General features: G+C 46.2%; 10 protein-coding genes. All 10 read right to left on the bottom strand.

All coding sequences use genetic code 11. The annotated features are described in order from the left end of the window. Positions 1-58: 58 nt before the first annotated feature. Complete coding sequence (locus tag PAEAM_RS21695) at positions 59-1,042, bottom strand: LacI family DNA-binding transcriptional regulator (RefSeq protein ID WP_100528930.1); 984 nt, start codon at positions 1,040-1,042, stop codon at positions 59-61. 245 nt (positions 1,043-1,287) lie between these two features. Then, the gene (locus tag PAEAM_RS21690) at positions 1,288-2,961 is read right to left on the bottom strand and encodes a ribonuclease J (protein WP_100528929.1); all 1,674 of its coding nucleotides are present in this window, start codon (positions 2,959-2,961) and stop codon (positions 1,288-1,290) included. 158 nt (positions 2,962-3,119) lie between these two features. Further along, positions 3,120-4,391 (bottom strand): L-rhamnose isomerase, encoded by a 1,272-nt coding sequence (gene rhaA / locus PAEAM_RS21685; protein ID WP_074094867.1) that lies wholly within the window; start codon positions 4,389-4,391, stop codon positions 3,120-3,122. A gap of 19 nt (positions 4,392-4,410) precedes the next feature. Next, positions 4,411-6,480, bottom strand: a complete 2,070-nt coding sequence (locus PAEAM_RS21680) for a bifunctional aldolase/short-chain dehydrogenase (protein WP_100528928.1) — start codon at positions 6,478-6,480, stop codon at positions 4,411-4,413. Positions 6,481-6,659: 179 nt separating this feature from the next. Beyond that, a complete protein-coding gene (locus tag PAEAM_RS21675; RefSeq protein ID WP_370739085.1) occupies positions 6,660-7,592 on the bottom strand; it encodes a glycoside hydrolase family 5 protein in 933 nt (310 codons plus the stop codon). Between the two features lie 409 nt (positions 7,593-8,001). Further along, positions 8,002-10,341, bottom strand: coding sequence for a beta-galactosidase (locus tag PAEAM_RS21670; RefSeq protein WP_100528927.1), 2,340 nt, complete (start codon positions 10,339-10,341; stop codon positions 8,002-8,004). Between the two features lie 51 nt (positions 10,342-10,392). Then, a complete protein-coding gene (locus tag PAEAM_RS21665; protein WP_100528926.1) occupies positions 10,393-13,731 on the bottom strand; it encodes a DUF5107 domain-containing protein in 3,339 nt (1,112 codons plus the stop codon). A gap of 173 nt (positions 13,732-13,904) precedes the next feature. After that, positions 13,905-14,615: a trehalose operon repressor gene (treR, locus tag PAEAM_RS21660; protein WP_076249494.1), complete on the bottom strand. Its 711-nt coding sequence runs from the start codon at positions 14,613-14,615 to the stop codon at positions 13,905-13,907. A 127-nt stretch (positions 14,616-14,742) separates the two neighbouring features. Beyond that, positions 14,743-22,245, bottom strand: coding sequence for a fibronectin type III domain-containing protein (locus PAEAM_RS21655; protein ID WP_100528925.1), 7,503 nt, complete (start codon positions 22,243-22,245; stop codon positions 14,743-14,745). A gap of 155 nt (positions 22,246-22,400) precedes the next feature. After that, positions 22,401-23,423, bottom strand: a complete 1,023-nt coding sequence (locus tag PAEAM_RS21650) for an SDR family oxidoreductase (RefSeq protein WP_100528924.1) — start codon at positions 23,421-23,423, stop codon at positions 22,401-22,403. Positions 23,424-23,433 lie beyond the last annotated feature (10 nt).

Genomic DNA, 23,433 nt, shown 5'->3' with positions numbered 1-23,433 from the left:
ATCCGCATTGGATATTCACAGTGGAACCGGTTCGATGGAATTATCATAAAGGATGTTTTTATAATTTGTCAACGCTTTCTCGAGGAATTAGTTCTACGTCCAGTGTTGTTCGTTCCTCCACCGACTCGCCTTTGACCAGTCGAATAATGTGATTCGCCGCTACTTTCCCTGCCTGTAAATAATGGTATTTTACAGTCGTCAGCGTGGGGTGAATCATCTCCGTAATATCATATCCGCCAAATCCCGTAACAGACAAATCTTGCGGTATGCGGATTTTATTGGAGAATGCAATCTTCATCACACCCAGTGCGATATTATCCGTGGCCCCCACGATGATCGTTGGTGTGGTCTCTTTCAGTATGGCTTCAGCGGTAACGATGGCTTCAGCCATCTTAAAGCTTGTCTCATAATACTTCACTTCACATCCACCACACTCGGCGATTGCTCGCTGGAATCCTTGTTTACGATAGATTCCTACCGCCCGATCCTTCTCGCTAACCCCCATATACACGATCTTGCGGTGACCCTGTTCGACGACATATCTGCCCATCTCATAACCTGCCTGATCATCATTGTGAACCAGACTGTGCAGTTGCTCATGCTGCTGCCCTACCAATAACACCGGAATCCGTATATCCTCAACGGCCTTCAGATGTGCTTCAGTCACTTCAGCAGCCAGCAGAATAATACCCGACACCTTCTGTCGTGCAAAATCATAGATGGCATCAATCTCGCGTTGCATATCCTGACTTGTATTTGCGATCAGCATCTGATACTGATTACTCCGCAGTTCTTCATCAATTCCAATCAATGTCTGGGATGTTGCAAACGAATCAAGACGTGGCACAACCGTACCGATGATACTGGTCTTCTTAGCCTTCAGACTCTGTGCAAATGTATTGGGAACATAGTTGTATTGTTTGATAATACGCTCAATCTTCTGGCGTGTATCCTCACTAACCGATCCGCCATTCAGGAAGCGAGAGACCGTGCTTTTTGCCACACCTGCCATCTGAGCGATATCAGAAATCGTTTTATTCATAAAGACTCCTCTTATTTCTATTAGCTAGTTTACCTTTTATTATACTTCGAATCGCAAACCCATGGCGAATTTGATTCAACTCCATTTATCGTACATCTATTGTACATTCCCAATGTAATAGCAAAAGCCCGATGGTAATGTGACGTACATACCGAAGTATGATCCGACATTCATCAGGCTGTTTAGCTTCCATATACATGTTTGCACAGACGATCAGGGCAAGGATAATCCCTATCTCTGTTGACTCAAACCTCAATAATAATAGGCAAGATCATTGGTCTTCTCTTTGTTTGAGCGTAAATATAGTGACCGATCTCGTCTTTCAGCTTTCTTTTGATCACATTCCACTGATTCACCCCAGCCCCGGTCAACTCATCCATCCGGTTTAGAACAAGCTCATGGATCTCATGCATGAATTCTTCCGAATCCTTAACAAATACAAACCCTCGGGAGATAATTTCGGGTGACGTGACCATCTGTTTCTCCGTTTTGCTCAGTGTAGTCACAATCACCAGCATGCCATCGGAGGATAGTTGCCTGCGGTCACGCAGTACAATATTGCCGACATCACCCATGATCAGACCGTCTACGAGACTATTTCCTGATGCAATTTTGGGACCCAGCGAAGCAATGCCGTCTTTGTACTGGACCATATCCCCATTATTCACGATAAACACATGATCACGCTCTATACCTACGGATTCAGCAAGCAGTCTGTGTTGATACAACATGCGAAACTCACCGTGGATCGGAATCAGATAATCCGGTTTCATCAGAGTAAGCATCAATTTGAGTTCTTCCTGACTGCCGTGTCCCGATACATGCATCCCAGCTGCACCACTTGAACCATATATCACACGTGCTCCAAGAACATACAGGTTATCAATTACATGTGCAAGATTTCGTTCATTGCCCGGAATGGCTCCGGCAGCAATAATGACCGTGTCCCCGGCGTTAATTCTTACGTGAGGATGTTTACCGGATGCCAAACGTGACAATGCTGCCATCGCTTCTCCCTGGCTACCGGTGCATAATACAACAACTTGTTCTGGTGGAAACTGATCCGAATCGATAGCTTCAATCAACAATCCGTCAGGAACTTTCAAATACCCCAATTCACTGGCCACCGATACCACATTCACCATACTTCTGCCCAACAGTGCCAGTTTGCGGCCCGTCTCGAATGCTGCATTCACAATCTGCTGTACCCTGCTGACATTCGACGCAAAGGTCGAGATGAATACTTTTTGTTTTGCACGGATAAAGGCATCCAGAATGTGGTCTCCCACAACACGCTCGGAAGGTGTAAATCCGGGTCTTTCTGCATTGGTACTCTCGGAGAGCAAAATATGGACACCCTGTTTGCCAATCTCGGCCATACGGTGCAGATCAGGGAAAGGTCCATGTACAGGCGACATATCAAACTTGAAATCTCCGGTATGCACAACATTGCCTGCTGGGGTCTGAAAAAAGATACCAAGACAATCCGGTATACTATGGCTGGTTGCAAAAAAAGAAACCTCGATCCCTCCCAGCGTAATGCTGGAATGAGCATCGATCGTATGCAAGTCGGCTTTGCGCAGCAACCCATGTTCTTTCAGTTTAAGTTCGATCAGCCCACGAGTGAGCCTGGATGCATACACCGGGATGTTCATTTGTTTTAACAAATAGGGAATGCCACCAATGTGATCTTCATGTCCGTGAGTAACCACAAGACCCCTCACTTTATCCAGGTTCTCCAGCAGATACGTTACATCCGGAATGATCAGATCAATACCAGGCAATGTCTCATCGGGAAACTTCGAACCACAGTCAATCACGATGATGTCCTGATGGTACTGGATGAAATACATATTCTTCCCTATTTCATTCACGCCGCCAAGTGCAGCGATATAAAGTTTGTTGTGGGCTAGATTCAACTCTGTTATTCCTCCTCTGCGTGGCAATCGTATACGATACGGATCTATATTCCTAGTATGGAAGCAATCGCCTCAGTTATGCATTTCAGCGTGATTATGCCAAAAAAACCACCATGGAATTTTCATTCCATAGTGGTTTATACGAAAAATAAATGCGGTTACACCAATGATTTATCACGCTGTAGTAATACGTCTTGTTCATAGGTTTTGATATCGGTGATCCACTTTTCACGAACTGGTACGCCTTGCTGAGCACAATAGTAGTCCCAGATCGCGCCAAACGGATAGGATTTGAACTCTTCCGTTAAGGCAAGACGCAACGTGTAATCCCCTTCCAATTCGGCTTGTTTCAAGGCATCCACTGGTTCGAGCATCGCTCGGAGAAGGGCTTTGATCGTGTTGCGAGTCCCCACAACCCATGCAGCTACACGGTTAATGCTTGCATCAAAGAAATCCAATCCAATATGTGTGGTCGCAAGCAGATCATGTCGAACCAGTTCACGAGCAATTTCCAGCAGCTCATCGTCCATAATTACCACATGGTCACTATCCCAACGCATCGGGCGGCTTACGTGAAGCAGAATGCCACTTGTAAACAAAGACAAGGACGACAGTTTATTAGAAATAACCTCTGTTGGATGGAAATGACCCGCATCCAGGCAGATTAACGTATCATTTTGCAAACCGTAACCCATATAGAATTCATGAGAACCCACCACATATGCTTCCGAACCGAGACCAAACAGCTTACTCTCTACCGCGTCCAGGTTGTGCTCAGGGTTAAGTGGTTCGCCGAATACTTCATCCAGCGATTCTTTGAGACGTTTGCGTGGTGTCAACCGATCAACCGGATTATCTTTGAATCCGTCCGGTACCCATACATTGGTTACACAAGTCTGACCAAGCTGTTCCCCGAAATAAGCACCAATCCGGCGGGACGCCTTGCAGTGATCAATCCAGAACTTGCGAATTTCAGGGTCTGGATGACTGAGCGTGAACCCGTCACTTGATTTTTCATGGGAAAAACATGTTGGGTTGAAGTCCAGACCGAGTCCTTGTTCTTTGGCCCATTTTACCCAGTTCTCATAATGCTTTGGCTCAATCTGATCCAGTTCAACCTGCTCGTCTGTATCCGTGTAAATCGCGTGCAGATTGACCTTATGTTTGCCGGGAATCAGAGCAAAAGCTTGCTCCAGATCGTTACGAAGTTCTACAGGTGTGGTCGCAGCCCCCGGATATTGACCTGTAACGGAAATACCACCTGTTAACTCTCCATCTTTGTTCAGAAAACCTTTGACGTCGTCGCCTTGCCAGCAGTGTACGGATACTTTGATCTCCGCGAGTTTGTTCAGTACCTCGTCCGTATCAATTCCGTGCTGGGCATACAATGCCTTGGCTGCTTCATACGCTTGCTTGACTTGGTTATCCATCCGCAAGAACCCTCCTAATTTAACGTGTAAATGCTGCCGGTACACCGCCATCAATGGTCATCATACAACCGGTTGTTTTTTCGGATTTCGAAGAAGCAAAGAATGCGATTCCTTCCGCAATATCTCTTGGATAGATATTCACGAGTAATGTCGTCCGTTTGCGATAATACTCTTCCAATTGATCCGGTTCAATTCCATATGCCGCTGCACGTTCGTTTCTCCAGGAACCGTTCCAGATCGCTGAACCCTGTAGAATGGCATCTGGAAGAATCGTGTTGACACGAATGCCATACTCTCCACCTTCTGCTGCAATACAACGTGCCAGATGCACTTCCAGCGCTTTCGCTGAACTGTAAGCAGAAGCACTCTTACCTGCATACACCGAGTTCTTGGACCCGATAAATACCATGCTTCCCCCAATACCCTGCTGTTTCATCAGCTTGAACGCTTCACGAGCCACGAGGAAATACCCTGTACCCAGAACATTCATATTCAGGTTCCATTCTTTCAGGGATGTTTCGTCAAATGGGCTGGATGTGGCTAATCCGGCATTGTTCACGATGATATCCACTCCGCCATACTGCACCACAACATCTGCATACGCAGATTGAACGGCTTCCTCATCGGTTACGTCCATTTTCAGCGCATAAGCACGATTCGCACCGTACTGATCATTGATTTCCTGTGCTACCTTCTGTGCGCCCTCCAGGTTGAGATCAGCGAGCACCACATGTGCGCCTTCTGATACCAATCTGCGTGCTGTTTCACTTCCGATACCGCCTGCTCCACCTGTGATAAACGCCACTTTGCGTGAGAATTCGGTTTCTGCCGGTGCCAAAGACAATTTGTACAATTCCAGCGGCCAGTACTCCACATTGTAAGATTCGTTTGCACTGAGTGATACGAATTGGCCCAGGCTAGTAGCTCCACGCATAACGGCAATGGCTCTGTGATACAACGCTCCGCTTACTTGGGAAAGCGCCCAGCTCTTGCCTGTATTGATCATGCCCACACCTGGAATCAGGATAACGCGTGGTGCCGCTTCGAACATGACATCACCTTCGTTTTTGTTGCTCTCAAAATAATGTTGATATTGCTCTTTGTAGGCCGCGACACCTTCTACCAGCTTGGTTTTTAAACCTTCAATATCTTCCGCATCCGGTGTCCAATCGATGAACAGAGGTACGACTTTGGTATGTACCAGATGATCCGGGCAAGCTGCACCCACCTGTGACAATTCCGGGGAATCTGCTCCGCCCACAAAAGCAAGTACGTCCTCTTGATCATCAAAGGACAAGATCATTTTTTTGCTATCCGATACCGCTCCACGAATCGTTGGCATTACACGTGATACGATCTGACGACGAACATCAGCGGCCAGTGCCGGGTGTTTCACACCACCAAACAAACTTCCTTCGTTCACCCGAGCTTCGATGAATGCTTCGGCTTCATTGATGATCTTGATGGTCTGAGCGTAACATTCCTCGGATGTTTCTCCCCAAGTGACAAGTCCGTGTTTTTCCATCAGTACGAGTTCGGCATTGGGATTCGAGAATACGCTTTCAGCAATCATTTTAGATAACGTAAACCCTGGACGTACATAAGGTACCCATACAAATCGATCACCGTAGATCTCTCTCGCCAATTCCTTGCCGTTATGTGCACAGCACAAGCTGATAATGGCATCCGGGTGCGTATGATCCACATGCTTATATGGAAGGAATGCATGCAGCAGAGTCTCGATAGAGGCACGTGGGTGCTTGGCATCAATCATGCAATGTCCCAGATATTCAACCATCTCTTCATCCGACATGGATTCACGTTCAATTAATGGTCGAATGTCTTCGAGCCCAAGTCCGGTAAAATGTTTCGCTTCCATGGAACCCAGATCAGAGCCGCTTCCCTTCACATACATTACTTCTACATCACGACCACGAAAATCCTTCACTGTCGTTTTGGTAGACGTATTACCACCGTAGATGTTACATACACTGCGATCAGTCCCAATCAGATTGGATCGGTAAACCAACTGCTCAAGTCCTGTTGTTTTCTCAGTTGCCTGCGATGCATTCCATAAACTCTGTACCATTTGTTTCCCTCCGATAATGTTTGTTTTATTCCTAATCCGAGTTTAACATCTTTGTTTTATTTTGAAAACAAAATATTTTAAAACCAAACGGAAATATTCAAAAGTCATTATAGATTGAACTATTTTATTAAAAAAACACCCTGACGTAACCGTCAGAGTGTTCCTGTTTCAACGGCGGATTAGAAAATCCCCGCTTTTTGAGAAGTGTTTTTAATACCATAGGTATCATTAACTACGGTGTTGCCAAAGCTCGTCAAACTTCCGTTCGGACCTGTAGCCATGTCCAGGTAGTTCAGACCAGAACTGTTTCCATACCAGGACCAGGCCAGCCAGCCCACCCCTTTTTCCTGACCATATCTCATGATGGCATACTCGTCCACATCACCGTTTGTGTGATATCCCCCGAATTCACCAATGATCAGAGCCAATCCTTTGTTCAGCACATTCTCCATATTGGCTTTGACCGTTGCAGCATCTTTGCCAGCATACTCATACATATGAATGGAGAAGACGGTATTTTTTTGAGAATCGGCTGCAAATACACTTTGTCCATAATCAACGATGGATTGAGGGAACTGTCCCCATCCGGCTGCATCCACAATTAGCGTATTTTTAATTCCCGCATTTCGGAGTTTCGGAATGGCTTTTTTGTAACCATCAGCCCACGCACTTCCATTCCACGTTCCATACCATTCATTGGCGATGTTGACGATGACCCGATCTTCTTTGCCAATCAAAGCTTCCTTAATACTAATCCAATAGTTCACCGCCGCATCCAACGAATTATAATCATCTTTCCCTGTGGCGTCATGGACCTCGAGTACAGCTATCATTTTATTTTGGTTAACCACATTAATAATATTTTTAACAGCGTTCAGATCATCTTTGGTGTACAGGCTACCATTCGAAAGAACAATGCGTACCGTATTGGCACCTGTTTTGGCGATTGCAGGGATAGCGGTATTCAAATCATTTTTGAACCAGGAATGTCCGTGATTAACACCTCTCATGACAAAAGCCTTGCCTGTGGAATCATACAACTTGTTACCGCTTACATAAAAACCTGTAGCAGCAGATGCTTTGGGTGCTGCACTCCCTAATACCATGAACATGAGAGCAGCAATAACCGTAAAGATTGTACACTTTTTCAGATTAACCATTCGTTTGGAACCTCCTGTATTTGTTTTTTTTATTTCAATCAACCCTGCTCTAGGCAAGAAGTTAACTAAAATCGTTGGTAATAGAAGTTTTTTTTTATTAAATAAATAACAATTAACTTTATCTAATTTACGTTAATTAGTTTAAATAAACTTTATCGTTAAGGTTATGAAGTTATAATAAATTGAAAACGCTTACCAGTCAAGATCTTTTTACCATGATTAGGAATCATTTGTTTTTACATAACACAGCAAAAAAGGCTCTCTCCCCTCACAATCGTTCGGAGAAAGAACCCTCTGTATTATTAACGAAAGTTAACTCTGGTTTAAGTCTTGTTTATCTGTTGTTTAACTCCTGATTTGACTAAGCATCTTCCCTAACACCCGTCAGTACCAACCCAACCCGATACTGTGGTCTCACCCGAATTTCATTAAACTTTCCAATCTCCACGCCCTCAAACCGCTCCACATAAGCCTGATTCACATAACTCTCAGTCGTCCCTTTTCGAATTGGGGTTATAGACAGACGAAGCGCGTGATCAGCCAACAAATGACGGGATTGCTTCAAACCAAGCATCCAGCTGCGTCCATAGTGAATATGATCCGTTAACATCTGATGATGAATATGTGCTGCTGCAACGTCTCCTTCATAATCAATCTCAATCCACACGTCATCTACTTGTTCCGGCCACGCTGTGTCCAATCTCAGTGTTGCTGCATACTCTTTCGGATAATCAACCTCTACAGCAGGCTCGTAAGGCGAAACTTGGAATGTATACGTACCGAATATTCCCTGCTTCAACTGGGATGACACAGCATATTTCGAAGCTGAAACATACTCTGGAGCCGGATAAAAGGATACCTCCATCTCTGGTTGCTCCACGGATGTACATAGGAGCATCTCATTCTGTACATACAGATGACTGCTGCTAATTACAAGTCTTTCTTCTCCGCCCACACGGAAACGGTAGGCATGTAATGCCTCTTCACGGGTCAATGTAATGATTCGTATGACCATACCGTCCGATGTTGTGATTCGCAGATGATGGTCCTTGCCAACAATCGGATGTATCACAACTTCATTCCCCTGCTCTGATACTGTACCTTCGGGCATATCCACATTTGTAACAGATGTTGCATCAACAACATACTCAGGCGCCATACCTTCATGGGCATAAAAGACAGCCGTAAGCTCCTGATTTACCATGAATCGGGTCAGTGGCTGAACGGTAGCACTAATGATCTTCATTCCATTCAGATTCATATGGAAAGGCAGAATGGCTGCCATGCCGGATTTCAGCTGTATCGTTCCTTCTCTTGGATAAAAAGCAGTCCCTTTGCTGGTATGCAGCTCCAATTGGATATCACGATCAGGCATCGCCACATGATCCTGATAATTATTCATGAACAGGAATCCGGAGCCAGCTTGTTGGCGAACAGACCAACGCATATCCATCGTGTTCTCCGGTGTTATCGCATGTTGACCATCCGGTACAACACAGCCCATTGGTGCAAGTAACTCACCATATGATTCCAGGAACATGGACAAGGTACGAATGCGGTCATACGATTCACCAACACGTCCAAATTCTCCGAGTGGCGATTGGTAATCATACGTCATTTTCGGCAATGCCTGCTCGTTCATATATGAATTTTTGCCTATCGGATTAGTCCCTCCGTGATACATATAATACCCAACCAGATTGCTGCCGTTCGCAAGTTTCACAATGGTCATCGCCTCGACACTGTCCGCATCAACAACCGGCCGAGCGTGATAACTGACCTGCATGCCTCCAGCAAGCTCGCAGTACGCAGCGGGGTACTCCAGACTGTCATAATCCACTTCTTCCACAGGATTCATATGCAGATCCCGGAATAAATACTCCCGGCTTGGAGGCTGATTGGGAATCCATGGTGTGTACGCATAACCCGCTAGCATAGGCAATGTTCCTTCTTCAGGCACCGCAGCATTGCCCCAGGCCGTGGCAGTATAGAACATCGGCTTCATACCGACTTCTTCGGCAATATCGCGAAGCATCTTCAGATGTTCTCGTCCATCCCGACCGGAGGTAATGTATTTTTCGCGGGTATATCCCCAGGCATCCATGGGTGCGCCAGCGTGCATATACTCATTTTCCAACTGTACCCCGATAACAGGGCCACCCTCCTGATAAAAACAGCCGTTGAGCTGACGGGCAATCTCCCGATATAATCGCTTAGCGTAATACAGATATCCTTCATCGTTCGACCTGACTTCGAATGGATAACTGAATAACCAATCCGGCATTCCACCATTACGCACTTCCCCATGACAGAATGGACCAATTCGCACGATCAGAGGCAGCTCATGTTTGCCACACAGATCCACAAAGTGCCGTAAATTCAGATTTCCTGACCAATTGAATTCGCCTTCCTGCTCCTCGTGAAAATTCCAGAAAACATAGGAAGCGACAATGCTCACCCCGCCTGCCTTCATCTTCAGTAATTCTTCTTCCCACTGCAAGTAAGCGAATCTGGAGAAATGAAACTCACCTACCACGGGAATATGGGGTTTAGCATTACGAGTCATATAATAGTTTGTAAAATCATACGATTCCCCTCGTGGGCTTTTGCCGCCACTGCCAGTCATGCGACCCACACGAATCTCTTTATCTTCCGCATCCAATATAAAGCGAATATGGCTACCTGCTATATTATCATTCATGGATTATATAACTCCTTCGATATAAATGGGATGTGTTGAAACGATTATCAATTATCGATGGATGATTGCCCCTTGATGATTCGGGTTTTTCTCCAGTACCCGCTCCAACTCAAGTTCAGCTTCACTTATCCGCCCCAACCCCAGAAGACCCAATGCCCGCATATACCGGCAATGTTCTTCATTTCGCTGATCTAAATCGTCGTCGAATACCAGAAAATCGGGCAGAGATACCGCAAAATAATCCATTCGGATATGATCATGCATATGTCTTTCCGCATAGTCAATGAGTTTGTTAAACCGTCGGTTTGCTTCCTTCACATTGCCAAGCTTCTGCCAAGCCAGACCCTGATAATAGATGGATTCCGGCGGTTGATCATTATAAAACATCGCGCTTGCCGGTTCATTCAAACCGATGGATGCTTTGTGGAAACTTTCCTCTGCCGACTGATTACTCTTCAGTTGCTGGTAGGCACAGCCAAGATAAAAGTAAACTGGGTTGTCTCCGGCTCCCTCCAATTTACCTTCACCTAAGTTCTCCGGGTAAACCAAAGCCTTCTTCAACAATTCCATTGCTAGTTCAGGTTGTTGTTTCTCCAGTTTTCGCTTCGCCAGTTCCGTCAGTGCCATAACATATTGTCCTGTTACCTTGCCTTCTCCACCCTCCCATGGATGAAACCGCCGGGTCTGAAGGGCATTCCATGCTTCTTGATGACTACCTTGCATATTCAATAAAGTCACCCACTCAATATAAAGATCATCACGGTGGTGAACCAACTCCATATGTTGTTCCAGCAATTTGACTCGATTCTCGCAGGAATACCCTATCTTCTTGTGCAATTGATCCAACTCGTAGAAGATTCGGGCATCCTGTGAATCCAACCGGAAAGCTTCCTCTAATGATGCCAGTGCAAGATCGGGGCGATTCAGCTTGTTATAATAAGCCAGTCCCAGATTCCGATGTACAGTCGAATATGTAGCATCCACCTCGCGTGAAGTTTCCCAATGGGTAATTGCTTCCTCGTAGCGTTTATGATCATATAACCAATTTCCCAGGTAATAGTGAGCACGCGCATCATTCGAATCCACTGCCAATGCATCCTGAAGCACCGTGAATTCAAATAACGTATTAGGAAAACAATAATCCGTTGGAGCAGCTTTTCCCTGCTTTTTACATTCTCGGGCCTGCTCCACATCCCCCAGCTGACGATACAAGTAAGCCTGAACATAACCAACCATAGGATACGGCTGTGCAATTTCGGATTCAACATAAGAGAGTACCGTCAGTGCTTCTTCCCACAATCCACAATCCGCGTAGTCTGCGGCTAGATTCAGATAATTATAAACGTCTCCTCGCATCAGACGATGGAAATGCTCACGTGTTTGCCCCGCTTGTTCTCTCTCTGAAGGTGCAGTTGCTCCGCTGTAGATCAGGACTAATTCATGTGCAGCTCCAAATTCAACCGGGTCCAGTTCCAATGTCTCACGCGCATATTGAATGGCCTGTTTATTTTGACCCAATCTACGTAACAGAGCCACCTTCAGATGGCGAGCCTTATAATTTCTGGTGTTACGAATCAGCGAACGTTCGATGTGATCCAAAGCTTCGATGTACCGATGTTGCCCCGTATCGATCTGAGCAAGCATGTAATAACCTGTATCCTGATACTGTGCAGACCATACGGCTTTATACAGGGCTGCGTAGGCTTCTTCCTGTTTCCCCTGTAATTTCAAACTTAGACCGAGTTGGTAAAATGCTTCACTATCATATGGATTCGTATTTTTCCACGTCAGCGATTGAATGGCCTGTCTGAAATGCTTCTCTGCATCTTGGAACAACCCTCTACGCAGCAGCAATGTGCCATACGCTATGTTTAGACGAATATCCGTTGCATCACGCTTTAACCCTTCCAGATAATAAGGTTCCGGTTCATACGTGGCATGCCGATATTGCTCCAAATGAAGACCAGCCAGATATAGTTGTTCATTCGTACGAATCTCGGATGGTAGCGGGAGTGGTGTGGCCGGATCTGGAACTTCCTGAATCTCAGAACGTTCAGGTTGATAGGCTACAAGTACTTTTCCTTCCGCAGTTCGAACACTTAACTTCACCTGATGCCATTCATCTTGTCCGCTCCACGGGAATGAAGATTTATATAGTTCCGTAGGTGAGATATTACATCTCTCATGGAGATATATCGTGGTTGGACCTATCGCTTCAACGGTCACTTGTTCAAAAACCGACGTCGCATATACCATTACGGTTACCCTTCCGGTCGTTTCGTCCATTTCCAGATTAACCGCTGCATCAATCGTTGCATTTTTGACCATACCAATTCCTTTATACGGCATAAAATACTGCGAGAATGATTTCGCTTCATAGGGCTGTAACCATGTAAAATCAGGCTGATTATCGGTATAGATCCCGGTCATTAATTCAATATAAGGTCCATCCTCGTCCGTTAACTGACGATCCCAGGCTTGCCCGAATTCCCCGTTCCCCCAGGTCCATTGCTTTTTGCCCGGAGAAGTATGATGATTGGCTACATGCAACAAACCAGCCTGAACCCCGTGGTCATATCCGCCTACAAAATTATAATCCGACTTATACGCCATGTAGGATGTTGGAACCGGTATATTTTTGTATCGTGAGATATCCACACCTTCGGAATAGTCCATCTTGTAATAAGTGCCGGTTGCGATTGGAAAGCGGGATACATCCCGTTTTCCATGGTCCAGCACAGCCGTTACATCAGGTGGAAACACGGATTGCGTATGATCGTTGACAGCTACAGCCGGGTTGGCCCACCATAAAAAAGTTTGGGGTGCGCTGGTGCGATTGTATACCTCGGCATGGATTTCAAGATAGGCTTTGCCGGGATGTAATGTGAAGCCAGCGGTCATTTTGGTACCATACATGCGGTCAATCTCACCCACCCACACGGTAGCGCTTCCATCTTCATTACTGCCAAATGTATAATCGACTGGACCAAACGTGTTGGGCCGATGATGCTGTGGCCAGTTGAATTCAATTCCTCCGGAAATCCATGGCCCTGCCAGACCCACGAGCGCAGGTTTAATCACTCGGTTATAATATACAAAATCGTAGTTGTTGGTCCGGTCCAACGCACGATAGATACGTCCACCCAATTCGGGCATCATCTCAATACGTACATATTCATTTTCGAGAATAACTAATCGATACGACTTCATTTGGGCTTCATCTTCAATGCTGTCGATCACGGGATGCGGGTACACCTTACCAGAACTCCCCTGATAGATTCGCTTTTCAAGAAACATCGGATTTTTGTCCGGTTTACCTGTACCATAGGTTGGAATATCTCTGGTTTCTTCCCATATGCGAACATTTGATTTCGCTGTCACGTGATTCAATTCCCTCACTCCTCGGCCTCGTATATATTGTGATCATACGCTCCGACATGCAGGAAGAACATTGACATTAAGCGGTTCTTGATGGACGATCTTCGGATTCCGCCATAACCAAAGAGAGTACCGATCCACTGAATAATGCAGTGAAAGGTACTCTCTGATCGATCTTGATTAACTTATCTGCGACGTGCAAAATCCACAAATCTGAACTTGTCCGGTCTGTGCCTCGACTCCGTATACTGAAATTGACTGGCATCCTCCAGGTACACCTGGCTCCTCACCACAACCACATTATGGAACCCTTCAAGGTCAAGTAGTTCCCTGTCCTCGGCGGTGGGTTCTTCCACCAAAATCTCTTTTTTGGCAAACGAAATGGAAAGTCCCAGCTCTTGCTCAATGTACTGATAGATGGAATCATTACAGATCTCTTTGCTGAGCCCAGGAACAAGCCGCTGGCTAATGTAATCTTTGTCCAGTATGACATGCTCTCCATCCACTTTGCGCACACGTCTGATCTCCCAGACCTGTTCATTCAGACCAAAGTTAATCTTCTTGTGCAACGCCTGATCCACCTGCTGCTCCTCGAAAACCTTCACATACGTTTGAGCACGATGTCCCATTTTTTTGGCCAATTCCTTGAAGCTAACCAGACCTGAGATGGGAAAATCGATCTTGCGTATATCCAGTACAATCGAGCCCTTGCCTTGAATCTTCTGAATATAACCTTCTTCATACAACATTTTCAATGCTTTGCGAATAGTCTCTCGAGACGTTTGATAACTTTCCGATAGATCCAGTTCCGATTGAAGTAACGTCCCTGCCTCAATCTCTCCGGTCCGAATACGATCTGCAATATCTTCATATATCCGGATAAATTTATTATTCATTATTCATCACCATTGTTCATTACCCTTTTTTTATCATATTGGCAACCATTATAGCATTAAAAACCAATCAAGCGGTAATGTCGTTACTGCCGATGATTGCAGTATCACATGTAAGAATCAATTCAATCTAGATATGACGATCGAACGCTGACGCTTTCTCCACTTGATCTGTACGATTCTCATCCATAACTTGAATCAGCTTATTTAAACGGAAGATCAGCGCTGCAGCTTCGGATCTGCTTAAGTGCTGCATGGGACGGAAGCTGCCGTCTTCATATCCGGTAATCATGTACAAACCTGCAAGTTCCTGCACTTCTTCTTTGGCCCAATTAGATACATCAGTCTGGTCGGTAAACGCTCTTGGGGAAGTCAGCGGTTCCGGTCTGATTTTACGAACAACATTTGCTATAATCTTGGATGCCTGTTCCCGTGTCACCAGCGCATGTGGAGCGAATTTGCCGTTTCCCATGCCTTGAACCATCTCATGATGAACGGCTGCCTTAATCTCAGGAGCAAACCAATCCTCATCGTTCACATCCTGAAATCCATGTTGTTCATTAACCGTTGTGTCCACACCCATCAGACGCACGATTAATGCAGTGAACTCCGCACGGGTGATCGGACGGCGTGGCTCGAAGCGAGTTTCACTTACACCTTGAATGATATTTTGTTCCGCCAGCCAGGTGATCTGATCTTTATTGAATGTTTGGCTGATATCAATAAATTTGATAATTTTTTTCACAGGTACATCAGGCTGCTCAGAGGTTTCAGGTTGTGAACTCACCTCATCGGTTTGTTCCGATGTACCGTTTGGACTCGGGGTTGCACCGCCACCGCTCCAGGCGGATGGTGGATACGGAAAAGTCATGGCTGCTGCCCGTTTTCTTTCACTTTTTTCACCTGCTGAATTCTCCGTCCATACTTCCACCTCATAATGCTGCTCGGCATTCAGTCCTGTCCATACATGACTGCGCTGCGTGCCACGGTAGATCTCACGATCTTTATGGGTGATCACAATCACCTCATTTATTGAATCCAGTTCCCAAGTTAGCTTAATCGCACTTGTGCCTTGCGCTACGGCTGCAACTGTCAGATCCTCGGAAGGCAACGTCTCGAATTCCGGAACCTGGAGCGCCTCACCCTCACCTGCCTCATTAAATGGAACGATTGCAAAGTCAGTATAACGCTCGGCACTGTTTAATTCAGACACATGTATGGATGTCTCCGTTGTTGTTCCCACAAGCTCTTCGTTTCGATAAACTCGATAACCCCCAGCACCAGGAATCAGTTCCCATACAATGTCTGCACCATACATGGAACGCCCCTCTACTACAGGAGATGAAGCAGCACTACCAGGCAAAGTCATTGCATGAAGGTAATAACCACCATCACTACTGCCGGAGGCATTCATGGCCTTCACTGTATAGATATAGTTCACGCCCGGTTCGAGTTCCTTGTCGTCATAGAACAGTTCGTCTGCAGGAACACGAGCAATCTCTACACCGTCACGCTCAATGATAAACTGCTCGGCACCTTCGACCCGGCTCTGTTCCAATAGAAGACGAATGTGGTCCTTCGCCGAATGATACTCCACTTTGACCGGAGCTGCTGGCTTGGTCAGGACAGAATACGCCAGCTTCTCCGATGCATCTCCTTGATCATTCTCTGTGTAGATTTCAATCGAGTACTGTTTGCCTGCATCCAGTTGATCAACAATAAACTCTTTTTGTTTGCCTCGGTATACTTCTGTACCATCCAGTAATATAACGAAAGTTTCGTTCCCATAAGGGAAGTTCCATTCCAGTTTGGCGTGATCTGTCTCCGGATATATCTTCATTTCCAGTGAATCCACATGAGGCAAGGTGTAAAAAGGAGTCACGATCATTGGACTTCCTGAACCAGCCGTATTATAAGGAATAATCTGTACCTGATCATATCGGGTTGCACTCTCCAGATGAGTTAATCTCACCTCTGTGATATCCCCTTCTTCAATCGTGGTGAACATCTGATCTCCGATACGTATGTTATTTCCCTCCGCACCTTGTACCTTTGGCCAAGAGATCAATCCCTCCTTTTCCCCAATCATGCTTGCATGTAAAGGTTCGTTTATGGTCGCAGGCAACGTTCGTAAGTAAACTTCGAAACCGGAATCACTCTCTCCCGTTGCATTGGATGTTTTGATGGTATACGTGTAATGCTCTCCTGGTGTCAGTCCCTGATCTTCAAATGAAGCTTGATCTGCTGGAACCTTTGCGACTTCAACGCCATCCCGCATAATAATGAATTGCTCTGCTCCCCGTGTGGAGCTTCCAGTCAGGTCCAGTACCGCAGTCTGATCTGTAATGTGGGTTATACCTGCCGTCTGAGGTGATATAGGTTTCGTTAAAACTTGAATCTGAATAGACTCTGACCGATGACCATCTTCATTAATCGCAACAAGTTCGAATTCATACGCTGTGCCATCCAGCATGCTATTGAGATGTACAGAGGGTTCAGACACGCTCTGTATATCTCCCGTTACCCGATTACGAATCTCATATGCAGCCGCTCCCTTAACAACATCCCAAGCCAGATCCACCGCATGTGTTCCGGCTTCAACTGTGATACCTTCTGCAACCAATGGCAACGTTTGAGTCATTATACTGAAAGTAAGCGGCGCACTCGTTCCACTCGCATTGACTGCCCGAATGACATAAGTGTATTTCGTTCCCGGCGACAGATCCTTGTCTACGAATTGGGTTTCACTCGAATCCATCTGAGCGATCTCTCTTCCATCCCGTTCAATGACGTAATGATCTACCCCTTGGACACCTGTGTTACTGAAATCCAGACCTAGGCTGTTTTTTGCCACATCATATACTGCAACCTTAACGGGTTTCTCAGGCAAAGTCAGTAGAGATACATCCGTCGCTTCAGAACGAGTCTCCTGTCTGTTGACTGCCCATAGTTGATAGTGATGCCACGTTCCATCCTGGAGCCCTGTAATCGTTGCTTCATTCTCCATTCCTCTATAGATCTCCTTGCCATTCTGCTCAATCACGTATTCAGCGGCACCTTCCACGATAGACCAGGAAACTTTTGCACGATGTACTCCTGGATCAACAAGTACTTCGGCAGGCGACACAGGTTTGGACAATCGGATGAGCTGCGCTGTCTCACCTGGACCAGAAGCATTTGTAGCCTGAACTTCCAAAGCGTACTCTGTACCTGGCAATAATCCCTCAACCGTGTAGGCTAGTTCTGATGTTCTGCCCACTTCTGTTCCATTGATTTTCACAATATAGAGATTTGCCGTACCTACAGCTTGCCATGCAAGTCCCATACTTGTCTCACCAGTCGATGTGACATTCAGTCCTTCCGGCCTGCTAGGTAAAGTAAGAATTGTACTACTGGTGGATGCACCGTACCCGGCAGCATTGCCCGCCTGTACTTCATAGGTATACTCACGACTGCTTGACAGGTGGTGAACTGCGAGTTGTGTATCTGATATCTCATGGCTCTGTCCATCGATGACCACCCGATATTTCGTTGCCCCAGCTACAGGCTCCCAGCTCAATATTGCTCCCTGTTCAGTTACTTGAACAACGTGAAGTCCCGACGGGCTCTCTGGTAGCGTTGTTCCTGATACCGAACTGTGCATCCCCTGTCCACTTCCGTTCACTGCTTGTACATCCAGTTGATAAGATGTTCCTGAACTCAGTCCCGCAAAGTTCCATTCTTGGGTTCCGGCAGGAACCGTTCCCGACTTCTCTCCATTCAACCATAACTCATAACGATCGGCTCCACGTACTGTTTCCCAATTCAGACGAAGACTCCCTGTGGAAGCATCTGATATCTGTAAGCCGGACACCTGCCCAGGTAAAGTCTTGAGCAAAGGTAATCCTGCCAACGGTCCTGGTCCTGTCTCATTTCCGGCAATTAACGTATAGCTGTACTCCGTTCCGCTATCCAGACCCGAGTCCAGATACTCCGTCTGCTCTCCTTCATATATGGCTGTTCCATCGCGTGTAAGACCATAATACGTTGCAGAAGTCACTGTTTCCCATTTTAATGAAATATCATGCTCCTGAATTTGAACGGCCATAAATTCACCGGGCACTGCCGGCAGTGTGAGAAATCCAGTTCTACTACTACCACCTGCTCCGCTTTCATTCATTGCCGTTACCGAGATGTTATGAATGGTTCCTGGAACGAGGTTACTGACATAGGGAAGGCTACCAGAATCAGATACCGTCTGATCAAATACGGTGGCACCGTCCGAAGTAGTCGCGATGATGCGGTAAGCATCTGCTCCTCGTACTGAATCAAATTGAATTTCGGCTAAATTGGGCTGTGAATCTACTTTTCGAATGTGCAACGTTCCGGGAGCTGCCGGGGTAGTTAACACTTGAGCGCTTACTGCATCACTTACTCCGGTATGGTTTCTCACTCTAACTTCATATTCATAGACCTGACCACCACTTAGGGAGTGATCGATTATACTGTGGTTAGGATAATCGAGTGTCCATGACTGCCCTGTAGTTTTGTTCGTTATCTCATACTGATATCCATCGGTATACCTTTCCCCAGTTGGCAAATCCACTGTAAGTTCAGCTGAAGTCTCAGCGATTTGTGTCGTTTTCACATGAGTCGGTTGCTGGGGCTTGCGTTGAATATGGTAAGGTGATGATGTTGTCTCATATGTATTCCCTGCTCTGTCCATGGTTTTCGCATGGATGTACCATATACCTTCCGATTCGATGAATATTTTATGCTGGTCAGAGCGAGCTTCAAGCCAATGCTCCGGTGATTCTGCACTGTTCGTAACTTGATAGAATCGTTCCAGTTCCTGAATGCCTGAGTGGGCGTCGGCATACTGAATGGTAGTGGATATATCCATGTCCGTCCAGCCATGTCCGTTCGGGGCAAATATTATCGTTGGAGCCATCTGATCCACATAGGCGATTCGACTCACTTCCTTGCTCACATTACCAACGGTATCTCTTGCTCGGGCCCGAATGGTGGTAGCGCCGTTTGTACTAACTGTACCGCTACTTCCTGTCATATACGGGGCATCATTCATGCTGTATTCATAGGATATCGCTTGTTCATCCACACTTCCAGCGATAGTGAATTGCACATGTTCTTTACTCCATCCAGAATGACTTATACTAATCACCGGCTCGGTTGGAGCTGTCGTGTCGATTCGAACTGTAGCCTGAGCGGACGTGCTTATGTTGCCTACACGGTCAATTGAGCGTGCATATACGATCGTTTCTCCCTCATCGGTAACCGCCACTTCGCCCGTGTAATCGATCCAAGGACCTTCTTTGTTAAGTCGATATTGACTCTTGGCAAGCCCACTGCCTGCATCTTCACCACTGTTTATTGCAAAAGTTACATCCTGATTCGTCCAATTCTCTTCATTTAACGTAATCGTTGGTTGCTCAGGCCCAGTCTTGTCGACTCTGGCTGTTGCCGAAGTGGAAGCACTGACATTGGCGGCCCGATCAACACTTCTTGCGTAAATCTCGGTTATCCCTTCTTCACTTAGTGTAAGAGGAGCCTTGTAGTCGATCCATTCTCCCTCACTTCCCAGCTTATACTGTGTCAGACTAATGCCACTTGCTTCGTCCGTACCCTCCGTTAATGTCACGATTACCGCCGCTTTTGTCCAATCGGGCGGATTCAGCGAGATGACAGGTGGCGTTGGTGCCGTCCGATCTACCCTAGCTGTCACAGCCGTTTCCTGTCCCGTATTACCAAATGCATCAATACTGCGTGCCATAACAGTTGTGTTGCCTTCACTGCTTACGGTAAACGGAGCGCTGTATTCACGCCATTCTCCTGCCGGACCAACTTTCACTTCAGTCTTCTGAGTTCCGCTCAAAGCATCCTTACCTTCTTCAACCGTGACCAGAACATCTTCCTTGGTCCAAGTGGATGGAGTGACTGTAACGGAAGGAGCAGTTGGACCCGTTGTATCCTTAATCATCTCTCCAGCGGATATATACGGGGTCTGTATCCCTTCGCCATTCAGCGCCGCCACAAACACTTCATATTTTCCGTCCGCGAGCCCGGTCAGGGCAAACGCTGTACGTGTGGACGTTGTTGTTCCTGTTACAAGGACTTGCCCGCCTGGACTGCGTATTTCCGTTTTGTATTGGGTGCCCGCAGGGTTACTATTATTATTCCAACTCGCTGTAACTGAGTTGCCTGATTGTGTCACAGCCGCAGCAGCGGGTGGATTCGCCAATGTATATTTGGTGGATGGACTGGAGTACCCCGTGAAGGAACCACTTGAATTTTTGGCCCGTACTGCAAAAGAATAACTGGTATTCGGAGTGAGTCCAGTCACCTGCCGACTGTTTGATGTACCTGTATCCACGATCTGATTCGTTGTCATATTTTTCAGTTCATATGTAACGGATGCATCATTCGCCTTCTTATCCCAGTTGACCGTCAAATTATTAGAATTAACCAATGTGTATGTCGGCGTTCCGGGCACAACAAAACTTCTTACTGTAAAGTTAATGGTTCCTGCTGAGGACACCCCACCTTTGTCATCCATGACCCATACTTGCAACGTGTGCGTACCATCTGGCAGGGTGTCAGGCAATTTGTAATTGGTGTTGAAAGACTGATTCGAACCCGTCGCGGTCATCTGGGTCAAAATGTTCTCAGACCCACCATCAATGGACCATTTCACGGTCAACAGGTCGCCTACATCCGTATCTCGTGTTGTACCAGAGATCTGAAGTTGCTCGCCTTTGTAATACGTTTGCCCCGAAGAAGGAGCCGTTAGTGTAAATGAAGGCGGAACGTTCTGAGGGCCGATTCCCACGATCGTTGAAAATTTGCGTGAAGCCTGATTCGCTGTTGCTTTGGCATTCCACCAGAATTGCGCGGCTGTATCACTAGCCGTAACGGTCTGGCCTGGAGTGAATGACGAAGGTGAAGAACCCCCTGTTAGCTGCGCATTGTCCGGACCACTGTACTGTCCCATGTATATGCGATCTGCATTCACAACATTGTACGTATTCGTATAAAAAGCCGTGACCTGTACACCGCCGCTGTAATTGCGCCATCCATTCTCGATGACTTCAAACGGAGATGCATCATTGCCATTCACCATCGTATCCCAATAAAATGTTCCACCCAAATTCAGTGCCGTTCCGCTACGGTTAATGGCTTCCAGTTCAACCTTCATGTACCCACCTTGTGAGGTAGCATTAACGATAGATACACGCAAAATATATTCCACATTGTCCTTTTGCCGGGACATTTCAATCACATTATTGTTAATTCGGTAATAATTCAGCGGCAATGTTTTGAAGTTCACGGGAGATCCGTTATGGTCGATAATGGTGGATACATTCCCTGTATCACCACCGTAAAATACATTTGTGTTTGGTAGTAATACAATTCTGTATTTACCATCACTGTTCATCTCTACTTTCACCTTGGATGACTGTACAGCCTTCATGCTGGACGTATCGGATACAATCCCGATTGTTTCAACTGTTTCAGCCATTACCGTGGCTGCACCCCAATCAAGCAACAGGGCTTGAGGTGATAATAACGCAAATGCCAGCACCACTTTGGTTAGCTGTTCCGCTTGTTTCTTCACACGTTTTCCTGATTTCTTCAACGTCTACTCTCCTTTTTGGCACACAAAAAAGGGAGGCACCCCAACAAAGGAACGATGTCCTAAGTTGGGGTGCCTCCCCTAACAAGTGTCATTTTTTCTTGATTATAACGATTAAGCGCATGAATGTAAACACTTGATCATGAACGCCTTACTTCTCATTTCTCATCTCTGATCTTTAATAACGCTTCGTCCAATGCGCCAACGACCTTGTCACACCATACATCAAATTCCGGATCTTCGGTCTGTAATTCAGGATGCGCCAGAATATGCTCAATCGTACGTCGAATGCCCTGATCGGCTCTTGTCGTTGCTACAAATTCCGGAACAAGCCGTTTCAGCTTGCTGTTATCAAACACAACGGTATTGGCTTTGTCACCCAGCAATCCGCCGCGAAGATCCTGATCACTGCATGCTGCCAAGAACTCGGAGGGTACATGTACCGCATGAAGCTTAACGCCCAACACGCCGGCTATAATCTCATGAATCTGATTCCAAGTGACGGATTCGTCCGAGGTGATATGTACCGATTCACCAATGGCATGGATATTACCCATCAGCCCGATAAACCCTTTGGCAAAATCAGTATTGTGCGTAATGGTCCACAGTGAGGTGCCATCTCCATGGATGATAACGGGTTTTCCTTCACGGATACGCTTGAGAACCTGCCAACTGCCTTGAGCACCATGAACACCGAGAGGTACCGATTTGTCGCCATACGTATGGCTCGGACGCACGATGGTCACAGGGAATCCATGCTCGCGGTATTGTTTCATCAGATAGTCTTCACAGGCAATCTTGTTGCGAGAATACTCCCAATATGGATTCGATAAGGGCGTACCTTCCGTGATCTGGTAATCAGCCAGAGGAGTCTGATACGCTGATGCTGAACTTATAAATATAAACTGCTTGGTTTTATCCTTGAACAAACGGTAATCTCGCTCCAATTGAGACGGTACAAAAGCGATAAAATCCGCCACAACATCAAATTCCAGATCAGCTATCAGTTCCGCTACACGTGCCTCGTCATTAATATCCGCTTGAAGTACGTTGACTTCACTAGGTAAGTCATCGTTATGATTGCCACGATTAATTAAATACAGTTCACAGCCTTGCTGTGCAAGCATCTCCGTAATGGCCGTACTGATGGTGCCTGTCCCTCCAATAAATAGCGCTTTCATTTCGCCACCT

Source organism: Paenibacillus sp. GM1FR, assembly GCF_002803315.1.
Lineage (GTDB): Bacteria > Bacillota > Bacilli > Paenibacillales > Paenibacillaceae > Paenibacillus > Paenibacillus amylolyticus.
The sequence above is the reverse complement of the archived record's forward strand: the minus strand, read 5'-3'. Positions and strand labels throughout refer to the sequence as shown.

What these genes read in the sequence shown, in the direction of transcription:
- PAEAM_RS21680 (WP_100528928.1), bottom strand. Translation starts at nt 6,480, where the DNA reads ATGGTACAGAGTTTATGGAATGCATCGCAGGCAACTGAGAAAACAACA.
- treR (WP_076249494.1), bottom strand. Translation starts at nt 14,615, where the DNA reads ATGAATAATAAATTTATCCGGATATATGAAGATATTGCAGATCGTATT.
- PAEAM_RS21650 (WP_100528924.1), bottom strand. Translation starts at nt 23,423, where the DNA reads ATGAAAGCGCTATTTATTGGAGGGACAGGCACCATCAGTACGGCCATT.
- rhaA (WP_074094867.1), bottom strand. Translation starts at nt 4,391, where the DNA reads ATGGATAACCAAGTCAAGCAAGCGTATGAAGCAGCCAAGGCATTGTAT.
- PAEAM_RS21695 (WP_100528930.1), bottom strand. Translation starts at nt 1,042, where the DNA reads ATGAATAAAACGATTTCTGATATCGCTCAGATGGCAGGTGTGGCAAAA.
- PAEAM_RS21670 (WP_100528927.1), bottom strand. Translation starts at nt 10,341, where the DNA reads ATGAATGATAATATAGCAGGTAGCCATATTCGCTTTATATTGGATGCG.
- PAEAM_RS21675 (WP_370739085.1), bottom strand. Translation starts at nt 7,592, where the DNA reads ATGTTCATGGTATTAGGGAGTGCAGCACCCAAAGCATCTGCTGCTACA.